Origin of the sequence: Nonomuraea sp. NPDC050536 (genome assembly GCF_044457685.1) — a bacterium.
In the GTDB taxonomy this organism is placed as follows: Bacteria; Actinomycetota; Actinomycetes; order Streptosporangiales; family Streptosporangiaceae; genus Nonomuraea.
In genome coordinates this window covers 1,164,260-1,176,318 of sequence record NZ_JBITHD010000001.1, presented here as the reverse complement: position 1 = coordinate 1,176,318, position 12,059 = coordinate 1,164,260, and the positions used below count along the sequence as shown (strand labels likewise).

The 12,059-nt window shown below is 71.0% G+C and carries 10 protein-coding genes; 6 read left to right on the top strand and 4 right to left on the bottom strand.

Annotated elements, in window-relative coordinates:
- The first annotated feature begins 63 nt into the window (after nt 1–63).
- Nucleotides 64–1,032 carry an aldo/keto reductase gene (locus tag ACIBHX_RS05685; protein WP_397064544.1) on the top strand — a complete coding sequence of 323 codons (969 nt, stop codon included), beginning with the start codon at nt 64–66 and terminating at the stop codon, nt 1,030–1,032.
- Between the two features lie 132 nt (nt 1,033–1,164).
- Here ACIBHX_RS05685 and ACIBHX_RS05680 read toward each other — a convergent pair whose 3' ends face one another.
- Nucleotides 1,165–3,633, bottom strand: coding sequence for a M14 family zinc carboxypeptidase (locus ACIBHX_RS05680; protein ID WP_397064542.1), 2,469 nt, complete (start codon nt 3,631–3,633; stop codon nt 1,165–1,167).
- Nucleotides 3,634–3,709: 76 nt separating this feature from the next.
- On the opposite strand from ACIBHX_RS05680, the gene polX reads away from it, so the two are divergent.
- Both polX and ACIBHX_RS05670 read left to right on the top strand, forming a co-directional pair.
- Complete coding sequence (gene polX, locus ACIBHX_RS05675) at nt 3,710–5,392, top strand: DNA polymerase/3'-5' exonuclease PolX (protein ID WP_397064541.1); 1,683 nt, start codon at nt 3,710–3,712, stop codon at nt 5,390–5,392.
- Nucleotides 5,393–5,890: 498 nt separating this feature from the next.
- Nucleotides 5,891–6,577: a hypothetical protein gene (locus ACIBHX_RS05670; protein WP_397064540.1), complete on the top strand. Its 687-nt coding sequence runs from the start codon at nt 5,891–5,893 to the stop codon at nt 6,575–6,577.
- Here ACIBHX_RS05670 and ACIBHX_RS05665 read toward each other — a convergent pair.
- Together ACIBHX_RS05665 and ACIBHX_RS05660 are read right to left on the bottom strand one after the other, a co-directional pair.
- Nucleotides 6,566–7,294, bottom strand: a complete 729-nt coding sequence (locus ACIBHX_RS05665) for a short-chain dehydrogenase/reductase (protein ID WP_397064539.1) — start codon at nt 7,292–7,294, stop codon at nt 6,566–6,568. The genes ACIBHX_RS05670 and ACIBHX_RS05665 overlap by 12 nt on opposite strands.
- 8 nt (nt 7,295–7,302) lie before the next feature.
- A complete protein-coding gene (locus ACIBHX_RS05660) occupies nt 7,303–8,088 on the bottom strand; it encodes an SDR family oxidoreductase (RefSeq protein WP_397064537.1) in 786 nt (261 codons plus the stop codon).
- Between the two features lie 96 nt (nt 8,089–8,184).
- Between ACIBHX_RS05660 and ACIBHX_RS05655 the strand changes: the two genes are divergently transcribed.
- From ACIBHX_RS05655 to ACIBHX_RS05645, 3 genes are all read left to right on the top strand, one after another.
- The gene (locus ACIBHX_RS05655; protein ID WP_397064535.1) at nt 8,185–8,754 is read left to right on the top strand and encodes a PadR family transcriptional regulator; all 570 of its coding nucleotides are present in this window, start codon (nt 8,185–8,187) and stop codon (nt 8,752–8,754) included.
- Nucleotides 8,755–8,841: 87 nt separating this feature from the next.
- On the top strand, nt 8,842–9,888 hold the full coding sequence (locus ACIBHX_RS05650; RefSeq protein ID WP_397064533.1) for a sulfite oxidase: 1,047 nt from the start codon (nt 8,842–8,844) through the stop codon (nt 9,886–9,888).
- A 121-nt stretch (nt 9,889–10,009) separates the two neighbouring features.
- A complete protein-coding gene (locus ACIBHX_RS05645) occupies nt 10,010–11,485 on the top strand; it encodes a wax ester/triacylglycerol synthase family O-acyltransferase (protein WP_397064531.1) in 1,476 nt (491 codons plus the stop codon).
- Here the strand turns inward: ACIBHX_RS05645 and ACIBHX_RS05640 are convergent.
- A complete protein-coding gene (locus tag ACIBHX_RS05640; protein ID WP_397064529.1) occupies nt 11,423–11,968 on the bottom strand; it encodes a TetR/AcrR family transcriptional regulator in 546 nt (181 codons plus the stop codon). The genes ACIBHX_RS05645 and ACIBHX_RS05640 overlap by 63 nt on opposite strands.
- Nucleotides 11,969–12,059: the final 91 nt, after the last annotated feature.

Here is a 12,059-nt window from a genome sequence, read left to right as displayed (position 1 = left end):
CCTGCGGATCCAGCAATACCCTCAATTGGGCGGTTCGCACATTGCAGGCCATATTATTGGGTTATGGACTACACACGACTTGGCAACACCGGGCTGAAGGTGTCCCGGATCTGTCTCGGCATGATGAGCTACGGTGACCCGGCCAGGCAGGATTGGGCGCTGCCCGAGGAGCAGGCGGAGCCGATCATCCGCAGGGCCGCCGATGCGGGCGTGACGTTCTTCGACACCGCCGACATGTACAGCACCGGCGCGAGCGAGGTCGTGACGGGCAACGTGCTGCGCCGCATCTTCCCCAGGCGCGAGGACTACGTGCTGGCCACCAAGGTCTACTTCCCGATGGGCCCCGGCGCCAACGACAAGGGGCTGTCGGCCAAGCACATCCACGCCGCCATCGACGCCTCGCTGCAGCGCCTCGGCACGGACCACGTGGACCTGTACCAGATCCACCGCTGGGACGACGAGACGCCGATCGAGGAGACGATGCAGGCGCTGCACGACGTGGTCAAGGCGGGCAAGGCCCGCTACATCGGCGCGTCGACGATGTGGGCGTGGCAGTTCGCCAAGGCGCAGCACGTGGCGGACGTCAACGGCTGGACCAGGTTCGTGTCGATGCAGAACCACTACAACCTGCTCTACCGGGAGGAGGAGCGCGAGATGCTCCCGCTCTGCGCGGACCAGGGGGTGGGCGTCATCCCGTGGAGCCCGCTGGCGCGCGGCGTCCTGGCGCGCGCGGGTGCGGCCGAGTCGACGACGCGGCAGGGCTCGGACGGCCGCATCGACTTCCTCTACGAGCCGGACAACGACCAGCGCATCCTGGAGCGGGTCGCGCAGGTGGCCCGCGAGCGCGAGCTTCCCGCGGCGCAGGTGGCGCTCGCCTGGCTGCTCCACCAGCCCACGGTCACGGCCCCGATCGTCGGCGCCACCAAGGACCGCCACGTCGACGACGCGGTCGCCGCCGTCGGCGTCTCCCTGTCGGACAAGGAACTGGCCTTCCTCGCCGAGCCGTACTCACCTCGTGAGGTGCGCTTCTAAGGAGCTCTTGTACGGCGGGCGGCGGGAACCCGCCGCCCGCCGTACTCCGGCTCGGGGCCTGTGCCCGGCGCTCGCGGCGAGTCGGGGACGGTGCCCCGCCGTCACGGCGCCCGTGACCCCTGCGAGGGCGACCTAGCGGGAGGCGCCGGAGGTGCCGGCGGTCCAGTAGAGAGCCTGGGCCACCTGCGGGAACAGGGCCTTGGGGTGGTTGCGGAACATGGGTTCCGTGCCGAAGAGAACGGCCGCGGCGCCGCGGGCCGAACGGCCCGAGACGACGGCCGCCTGGCCCTTGGCCGCGTCCTGGCCGCCCGTCCCGTCCTCGTTGGGACGCCAGTGCCCGGAGACGAACGAGTCGTACGTCTGCTCCGCCCGCACCCCGGCGCCGAGGCCGGTGAACCAGCGCGGGGAGTAGACGAAGCTGTAGTCACCGGACGTGAGCCGGACGACGCCGTTGGCGTCCGAGCGGCCCGCGACCGCCGTGACCGGCAGCAGGGCGGTGGCCGCGTTGAAGGCCGCGCCCGTCGCGCCACGGGTGACGACGCCGCCTCCGGTCAGGTACGCCTCCAGCGCCGCCTTGGCCGCCGGGTTGAGCGCGCCGTAGTTCAGGCCGGACGAAACGAACAGCACGTCCGTCGCACTCCAGTCGTACCCGGCGTTGAGCACCGCCGTCGACACCGGCGTGACGGAGAATCCCATCTCGCGCAGCGTGAACAGGTCGTCGGCCGAGGCGGCCGCCGTGACGCGGACGGGTGCCAGGGCGGCGCCGGCCGCCGTACCGGATCTGCTGAAGCGCACGCCGTACCGGTCGGCCAGCTCGCGGGCCGCGGGACGGGCGCTGTCGGGCAGGACGGCACGGCCGTTGGCGGTCCAGGTGACCTGGACGCCGCGCCCGAGCAGCGCGTTGAGCGCGATCACGTCGTTCTCGTCGGTGAGCTGGAGCGCGAGCGCCCCGTGGCCGGGCGGGACGAAGCCCGTCGGAGCCGCGACCCGCACCGGCTCGGCGACCACCCGGTAGTCGGACAGAGGCTGGACCGTGGCTCCCCACAGCAGGGCGTGGCTCCAGCCGGAGATGTCGTACATGGCGTTGACGCGCGGGCTGATGTCCTGGCCGGGCTCCAGCATGACGTTGGCCAGGCCGCGCTTGGGCTGGTGCATGTCCACGACGTACGTGCCCGCCGGATAGGTCCTGCCTCCCGAGCGGAAGGGCAGGACCGCGCGCCCGACCTTGACGTCGTTGGCGATCAGATGGTCGACGAGCCTGGCGGCCGCGGGGCTGCCGGCGGCGATGGTGTAGGCGCGCGGGAACGTGGTGTTCCACTGGTCCTCGGGTCCGAACCCGGGCACCGACCCGAGCGGGACCACCCTGGACGGCTCGCCGGCGGCGCCGCGGCGGAACACCTCGGTCTGGTCGCCGATCAGCCGATCGTGGTTGGCCTTGACGAAGGAGTACGTGGCGTGGATCGCGGCGGAGGCGATGTTCACGTTGATCTGAGCGCGCCTGCGCAGTTCCTCCACCGGGAGCGTGTTGTAGGCGGCGTTGTTGACCTGCATCGGGAACTCGATCGTGTGCGCCGCGACCGCGCCGTGGAAGGGCGCGTACTGCGGGGTGAAGATCGGGGGCCAGTCGTCCCAGCCCTCGTCCAGGTCGCGGAAGGGGATCTGGACGGGGAAGACGCCGTCCTTGTCCGGCGTGTAGCCGAGCCCGTTGATGGCCGCCTCGATGCCGAGCCCGTTGGGGTAGGCGTTGCGGATGAACAGGTCGTACTCGTAGTTGGCGCCGTGTGGCGGCGTGGTGGGCTCGACCAGCGTGCCGTTGACGTAACCGTGCAGGTCGATCATGGTGACCGGCTGGGTGTCGATCATGATCTGCCGCATGGCGCGGTCCTCGGGCTGCGAGGCGGTCACGAAGTCGCGGTTCAGGTCGAAGCCGTTGTCGTTGGCGCGCTTGTTGCCGACCCGGCCGTCGGGGTTGGCGGTGACGTTGAAGTACAGGCGGGTGGTCTTGAGCAGGTCCCCGGCCGCGGGGTCGGTGGCGAGCTCCTCGATCACGCGCAGGGCCGCGTCGGTGCCCTCCCACTCGTTGCCGTGGATGTTGGCGTTTACGTAGATCGGCGCCTTGTAGCGGTTCGCCGGGATCTGGTGGCCCGATTCGATGCGCTGGCGCAGGCGTTCCTGCTCGCGGGCCTGGGCGGCGGTCTCCGGGGCGGTCACGGTGACCAAGTAGAGGTCGCGGCCGCCGGCCGACCTGCCGATGATCTCGGCGCTGACGCGGTCGCTCCTGGCCTGCAGGTCGTTCAGCCGGGCGGCGATCGCGTGGTGCGGGATCAGGCCGAGCTTGATCGAGGCGTCGGCCGGGTTCTCGGGCGGGATCGGGAGCGCGGTGTGGCGGGGGTAGCCGCGGTTGTGGTCGAAGGCGGGGATCGCGGTTTCCGCCGCTTTCGCCGCGAATTGTTCTGGGATGAGCGCGGCCTCGTCGTTGCGGTCCGGGCCGTTCCCGAAGTCCCGTACGGCGGGCGAAGGTGTCGGCGTGGGCGCGGCGGTAGCCGTACCCGGCGAGAGGAGCAGCACGGATAACAGAGGAAGGAGGATGCTCTTTCGCATGATCGAGCCTGACACGGGATCAGGCTTTCGCCAACCGCCCAGATGATCTGTCGGCCCCAGCCTCTATGGTTGGGGCATGGCACGGGCAAACGACGAAGCGGCCGCGGCGCTGCAGGAATACGCGGAGCTGTTCGCGCTGACCGGAGGCGACGCGTTCCGGGTGCGCAGCTACCAGAAGGCCGCCAAGGCGATCGCCGGGTTCCCCGAGGACATCTCGGAGGTCGACGTGCGCGGCGTGCCCGGAGTCGGCGAGGCGATCGCCAAGAAGATGGAGGAGTTCCTGCAGCGCGGGAGCTTCCGCCAGCTCGACGACCTGCGCGGGCGGGTGCCCGACGGGGTGCGGCGGCTGACCAGGGTGCCCTCGCTCGGGCCGAAGACCGCGATCATGCTCTACGACGAGTTCGGCATCGACTCCCCCGCCGCGCTGTCCGAGGCGATCGGTGACGGCCGGCTGGAGGGGGTCAAGGGGCTCGGGCCGAAGACCCTGGCCAACCTGGTCAAGGGCATCGAGCAGTTGGAGCAGTCGGGCCGCCGGGTCCACATCGGCGTCGCCGCCGCGCTGGCCGAGCAGGTGATGGCCTCGCTGAAGGCCGACAGGATGGCCTACGCCGGGTCGCTGCGCCGGATGAAGGACACGATCGGCGACATCGACATCCTGGCCGTGGCGCCCGAGTCCATCATGGAGTCGTTCCGCGCCCAGCCGTACGTGGCCGAGGTCATCGCGGCGGGCGACAAGAAGACCTCGGTGCGCACCACCTCGGGCATCCAGGTCGACCTGCGCGTGGTGCCCGCCGAGTCGTGGGGCGCCGCGATGCAGTACTTCACCGGCTCCAAGGAGCACAACGTGGCGATCAGGGAGATCGCCGTGAAGAAGGGGTGGAAGCTGTCCGAGTACGGCCTGTTCGAGGGCGAGCGGGTGATCGCCTCGGAGACCGAGGAGGACATCTACGCCGCGCTCGGCATGCAGTACGTCCCACCCACGCTGCGCGAGGACGGCGGCGAGGTGCGCGCGGCGCTGCACGGCGAGCTGCCCCGGCTCGTCGAGCTGGAGGACCTGCGCGGAGATCTGCACACGCACACCAACCTGACCGACGGCATCGCGTCGCTGGAGGACATGGTCGCCGCCGGCCACGCCCGCGGCTACTCCTACTACGCGGTGACCGACCACGCGCCCGACCTGGTCATGCAGCGGATGACGCTGGACAAGGCGCTCGAACAGCGCGCCCAGATCGCCGCGCTGCAGGAGAAGTACCCGGACATGCGGATCCTGCACGGCACGGAGCTCAACATCGCCCCCGACGGCTCGGTCGACTGGCCCGCCGACGTGCTGCAGGGCTTCGACGTCTGCGTGGCCTCGGTGCACTCGCACTTCACACAGTCGCGCGAGGAGATGACCCGCCGCTTCATCGCCGCCTGCGAGAACCCCTACGTCGACATCATCGGCCACCCCACCACCCGCAAGATCGGCAAGCGCTCACAGGTGGACGCCGACTGGGACGCCGTCTTCCGCGCCGCCGCCCGCACGGGCACGGTCATGGAGATCGACTCCTTCCCCGACCGCTCGGACCTTCCCGCGGACCTGGTACGGCTGGCCAAGCACCACGGCGTCAAGTTCTCCATCGACAGCGACTCGCACGCCATCCCCCACCTCGCCCACCAGCGCTTCGGCATCGGCATCGCCCAACGCGCCTGGCTCACCCCCGACGACGTCATCAACACCTGGCCCCTCGACCGCCTCCTGTCCTACATCCGCCCCTGAAGGCAAGGTCCTTGCTTTTGGCAGCGCTATCGCGCTTATCACCTGCGGGCTGTTCTCAGTTGGGGGGCCGAGCCCCCCACGACCCCGTGGCAGGGGCGCACCCCTGCACCCGCGCCGACCTCGCCTCCGGCTCCGGCTGTGTTGATTGGGGCGGGGCTCCGCCCCCACACCTCACACGCGCCTCCGGCGCGAATCCCCGCCCGGTACCCCCGGACGGGAGACCATCCGACACCCGCCCCGTGAGAACCCCGAACGCTCCCTGGCGCAGGATGCCGCCAGGCACCCCGCTGAAGTTGGGCGCGAATGGAACCGCGGCGAAGCAGGCCTTCTGCTTGCTCACCTCCCATGGCTACGGCCTGGACCCGAAGGAAGCGACCCCAGCCCAACGATCTTGCATCTCTCATGTGAGAAGCCTCCGATGGCCCTGGTCTCTCAATGCCTGCATGTCCGACCCTGGGTTGATGTGGGGTGGGTGGGCGGTCGCGCAGAATCTGGGGCGTGAAGATCTGGGCGAGGGTGTTGGCGGGTGTGGGTGTGGTGGTCGCGGCGGGGGTTGTGGTGGCTGCGCAGGCGTATCCGTCTGTGGCGGCGACCGCGTGTCCCGGTTGCTATGACCTGACCGAGGCGGCTCCGGGCGTGTACGTAGAGGAGGGGCAGGATGGCGCGGAAGCGGTCCGGGTGGCCGAGGTGGCGCGGAAGCGGGTCGAGGAGTTCTACGGGTCGAGGGTGAGTTCGCCGCGGCTGCTCGTGTGCGTGACCGACGCGTGCTACCGGAGGATCGGCGGCGGGGGCGAGCGGGGTATCGCGGTGATGAACCAGGCGGTGATGCTGTCTCCGCGCGGGATCGATCCCGTGATCGCCTCTCACGAGATGTCACATGTCGAGTTGCATGCGCGGGGTGGGAAGGTGTCGCAGTGGTTCGACGAGGGGCTGGCGGTGGTGGTCTCCGATGATCGGCGGTATCTGGCCGCGCCCGATCCCGCCGACCCGAGCCGGCTCACCGCTCCGGGTTCGCACGATCGGTGTCTGGTCCGTACGGCGGAGCCGCTGCCTGACCGGCTCGACGGGTGGCTGCGGGCAGCGACCGCTGACAAGCAGTTGTACGCCAAGGCGGCCTGCCGTACGGACCAGTGGCTCGTGGCGAACGGCGGGAGGGACGGGCTGCTCAGGTCGCTAGGCCGTTGACACGCCGCCGTCGACGGTGACGATCGTGCCCGTGGTGTAGGCGGAGCGGTCGGAGGCCAGGTACGCGACCAGGTCGGCGATCTCGCCAGGGGTCGCGGGGCGGCCGAGCGGGAAGTCGGCGGCGGCCGCGCGGAAGCGCTCGCTGGTGGCGATGAGCTTGGCGATGCGCTCGGTCTGCACGGGTCCGGGGTTGACGCCGACCACGCGGACGCCGTCGTGCAGGCTCTGGCCGCCGAGTGCCTTGGTGAAGGCCATGAGGGCGGCGTTGGCCGTGGCGCCGCAGATGTAGTCGGCGGTCGGGCGCTCACCGGCCGCGCCGATGACGTTGACGATGACGCCGCGCCCGCGGGCCTTCATGCGGGCGTAGGCGTGGCGGGTCAGGTCGATGTAGCCGTACACCTTCAGGTCCCAGGCGTGCCGCCAGGTGTCGTCGTCGATCTGGTCGAGCCGGCCGGCGGGGATGTCGCCGGCGTTGTTGACCAGCACGTCCACCTCGTGCTCCGCCAGTGCGGCGCGCGCGGCGGGGTCGCGCAGGTCGAGGGCGTGCACGGTGGTGCGTACCGGGAGCGAGGCCGCGACCTTCTCGAGCGCGGCGCGGTCGCGGGCCACCAGGTGCAGGTCGCACCCTTCGGCGGCGAGCGTGGCGGCGATGGCGGCGCCGATGCCTTTGGACGCCCCGGTGATCAGGGCGGTCCTGCCGTGTAGTGCCAGGTCCATGTCGATCCTCACAATCCGAGCGCGCCGACCAGCAGCCGGTCGCGCAGTCCGATGGGCAGGTGGGACAGCAGCGCGGCCATCCGGGCGTCGCGCCCGGTGACGTAGCGGGGCCGCGGGCGGCGGGCGGAGACGGCGGTGGCGATGACCCGGGCGACGCGCTCGGCCGGTGCGAAGGTCTGCTTGGCCATGGCCGCGTCGAACTTGGCCAGCTGGTCCCGGTAGAGCCCCGCGGGGTAGCTACGGCGCGCCTGAGCCGCCTTGGCGAAGATGGGCGTGTCGAGCGCGCCCGGCTCGATGACGACCACCGGGATCCGCCACGCCGCGAGCTCCACGCGCAGCGCGTCCGACAGCGACTCGAGCGCGGCCTTGCTGGCCGAGATGGGCGCCATGTACGGCAGGGCGGTCCTGGCGCTGGCCGCGCTCACGTTGACCACCCTGCCCGTGCCCCGGCGCAGCAGCGGCAGGAACGCCCTGGTGACGGCGGCCGGGCCGAAGACGTTGACCGCGAACTGGCGCCGTAACTCCGCGTCGGGCACCGCTTCGAGCGGTCCGTCGACGATCACGCCGGCGTTGTTGATCACGGCGTGCAGGCCGTTCTCCGCTTCGGCGATCTCGGCGGCGGCGGCCTCGACGGAGGCGGGATCGGTGACGTCCAGGACCACCGGCCGGGTCCCGTCGGGTGCGCGTGCGGAGTCACGGACTCCCGCGTACACGGTGTAACCGCGTGCCAGCAGCTCCCGGGCGGTAGCCGTACCGACTCCGCCCGAGGCGCCGGTGAGAAGCAGCGCGCTCATGCCAAACCTCACATGGATCGAAGGACATGTACTTAGGGACATGTCTAGAGGGACACCGCACGCGTGTCAAGATGGTCACGTCGAAGGGAGGGGCAGGTGTCACTGCGCCACGGACTGCTCGGACTGCTGGCCGAGGGGCCTGCCAGCGGCTACGACCTGGCCGGGCACTTCCAGCGGATGCTCGGGCCCGTGTGGCCGGCGCAGCATCCGAAGATCTACGCCGAGCTGGCGCGGCTGGCCGACGAGGGGCTCATCGAGGTCGACAGCCTGGGACCGCGCGGGCGCAAGGCCTACCGGATCACCGAGGCCGGGCTGGCGGAGGTCCGGCGGTGGCTGTCGGACGGGGACGTGGACCACACGCTGCGGCTTGAGCCGCTGCTGCGCTCGTTCTTCTTCTGGTTGATGCCGCCCGAGGACCTGGACGCCCATCTGGCCAGGGAAGAGGAGTTCTTCGCCTCGACCGCGGCCGCCTACCGGGAGTACGCGGCGGCCAAGGACCGCGGCGAGTTCGGCGACGCCCCGCACACCAAGTCCGCGCGTATCGCGATCGAGGCGGGTGTCCGCCTCTACCAGGCCCTCGCCGACTGGGCCGCCTGGGCCAGGGACCAGGACCCGGGCCACCAGGAGACCGCGCCAGCGGCCACGAAGCCAGAACCGCGACCGTAAAGCCCCGGCGGATGGGTTGGACCCGGCGGCTCGCGCAGGATTAAATGGTTTCTTGGTAGGGAATTATCGTGGAGGAGGTGTGGCCCCATGACGCAGGCCCTGGCGACGATCGTCAAACCGCTACCCGAGCACCTGTTCATCCGGCGCGACGTCAGTGCCGAGATGCGCTGGGAGGCGATGGCCGGGCAGGGCTACCACACACCTGTCGACCGCTTCTTCGTCCGCAACCACACCCATACCCCCCTCATCGACGTCACGACCTGGCGCCTGCGCCTGCACGGCGCCGGGCTCCGATGTCCCGGCGAATTCAGCTACGACCAGGTGCGCGCGATGCCGTCCAGAACGATGGACGTCGCGATCGAGTGCGCGGGCAACGGCCGCCGCTTCTACGGCACGCAGCAGGGGGTCGAGGCGCCGGGCATGCAGTGGGGCCTGGGCGCGGTCGGCGTGGCCCGCTGGCGCGGCGTGCCGCTGCGCTACCTGCTGCGGCAGGCGGGCATCCGCCCCGACGCGGTGGACGTCCTCCCGCAGGGGCTGGACGCGCCGTTCGAGCACTACGGCCACGTGCGCAGGCCGCTGCCGGTCGCCAAGGCCATGGACGACGTGCTGGTCGCCTACGAGATGAACGGCAGGCCGCTGCCGCCCGACCACGGATTCCCGGTGCGCCTGGTGGTGCCCGGATGGGTGGGAATCGCGTCCATCAAATGGCTCGGAGATATAGAAGTGGCCACCCGTGAACTCTTCTCGCCGTGGAACACCGAGTTTTATCCGGACGTCACCACGCAACCGGTGAAGAGCGCATTCGAACTGCCGTGGTACGCCACGCTGGAAGCGGGCAGGGCGCACATCCTGCACGGCAGGTCCTGGTCGGGCAACGGCCGCGTCACCCGGGTCGAGGTCAGCCTCGACGGCGGCCACACCTGGCGCAGGGCAGAGCACCACGGAAAACACCTGGTCGGAGCCTGGCTGCCGTGGCACATCGGCTGGGCGCCGCGGCAGGTCGGGCCGCACGTGCTGATGGCCAGGGCCACCGACGCGTCCGGCCGCACCCAGCCGCTGGTCACGCCGCACCACCCGTTCGGCTATCACTTCGACGCCGTCGTGCAACACCCCGTTAAGGTTGCGCGCGGATAGGTAATTGTCACCGATCCGGGCTGAGCTGGGTATTCCCCGAATACGTGTCCGGCGCCCCCGAATTCATCTGTAAGACTCGCGCGGAAACCTTTCAGAAACGCCGCCGTGTAAGGGTGATGCAATGCGCCAGCTGACCGCGCTCGACGCGCAGTTCCTGAACGCCGAGTCGGAGACGACCGCCGCCCACGTGGCGGGCCTGGCCGTGCTCGACCCGGCCGACGGGGCGGTCAACCGCGAGGCGCTGGCCCGGCTGCTGTCCGAGCGGGTGCACCTGTCCCCCGCGCTCAGCCTGCGCCTGGCCGAGGTGCCGCTCGGCCTCGACCGCCCGTACTGGACCGCCGATCCTGACTTCGACCTGGCCAACCACCTGTTCGAGACGTGGCTGCCCGCCCCGGGAGACGAGCGGGCGCTGGCCGCCGAGGTGGCCGGGATCCACGCCCGCAGGCTGGACCGGGCGCACCCGCTGTGGGAGATGCACCTGATCCACGGCCTGGCCGGCGGCCGGGTCGCCGTCTACACCAAGGTGCACCACGCGGCCATCGACGGCGTCTCCGGCGCCGAGACCCTGGCCACGCTGCTCGACCTGTCGCCGGAGTGCCGCACGGTCGAGCCGCTCACGGAGGACCCGGAGGGCGCGCCCGGGCTGCTCGGCATGCTGGCCGGCGCCGCCGTGCGCAACGCCACCCACCCCGTGCGGGCGCTGGGCTCGCTCGCCCGCGCGGTGGGCGACCTGGACGCGATCCCGCTCGCGGGCACACTGCCGGGCGCGCGGCTGATCGCGAGGACCGCGCGCCTGCTCACCGGCGACCAGAAGCCCCGCGCCGACCTGCCCCGCCCTTCCGCGCCGCGCACCCCGCTCAACGGCCCGATCAGCGGGCGGCGCGAGCTGTCGTTCGGCTCGGTGCCGCTCAAGGACGTCAAGGCCGTGGCCAGGGCGCACGGGCTCAGCGTCAACGACGTGGTGATGACGCTCTGCGCCGCCGCACTGCGGACCTGGCTGCAGGAGCGCGACGCGCTGCCCGACGAGCCGCTGCTGGCCGCCGTCCCCGTCGCCGTCCGTACGGCGAGCGCCCGCGACCTGGTCGGCAACCAGATCTCCGCCATGGCCGCGCCCATGGCCACCAACGTCGCCGATCCGCACGAGCGGCTGCGCACGATGGGCGCCGCGATGCACGCGGCCAAGCGCCGCTTCGCGCAGGCCCCGGCGGGCTGGCTCAACGAGCTGTGCTCGATGCTGCCCGCCCCGGTCACCTCGGTGGCCACCCCGGCGGTGTTCCGGCTGGCCTCGGTGGCGTTCCCGCCGATCAACCTGATCATCAGCAACGTCCCGGGCCCGCAGTTCCCGCTCTATCTGTGCGGCGGGCGGGTGCTGTCGTACTATCCCATGTCGGTGCTGACCGACCTGAGCGGCGGGCTCAACATCACCTGCTTCTCCTACGACGGCATGCTCGACTTCGGCGTCGTGGCCTGCCCCGAGCGGGTGGACGACGTGTGGAGCCTGATCGGGTTCCTGCGCAAGGCGCTGGACGAGCTGCTAGACGAGCGAGTGGGCGATGAGCTCGGCGACCGCGTCGGGATCGATCTGGTGACCCGTTAGCAGGCAGAGGTTCTCCTGGTAGAGCAGCACGGCGGCGAACGTGGCCGCGGCCACCTCCAGCCGCGCCGCGTCGCCCCTGCTGCCGGGCAGCGCCAGCTCCAGGGCGAAGCGGGCCCGTCTGATCAGCTCGCCGTTGAGCCGGCCGAGCCGCTCCTTGACCGAGCCGTGCGTGTCGGCCTCGCGGAACAGGATGCGGCGCATCGCCGGTGAGGCCCGCAGCGGCAGCCTGCGCGCCAGCTTGGACAGCGTGCCCGCCGGGTCGCCGGGCACGGCGTCGACCTCCTTGCCCTCCTCGACCAGCGTCCGCTCGTCGACGAGCGCCACCAGCACGTCGATCTTCCGCGGGAAGTAGTGGAAGACCAGCCCCTTGGGCACCCGGGCGAGCTTGGCGATGACGGCCGTGGGCGTGGCCTCGTAGCCGCTTCCGGCGAACAGCTCCTCGGCGGCGTCCAGGATGCGCGTGCGCGCGTCACCGATGACCACAGCCGAACCATAACGCTCCCGGCCCCGCCCCGGCCATCCCGCCGAAGCGAGATGGCCGTGCTGTATCGTATGAGACGAAATTGTCGCAAAC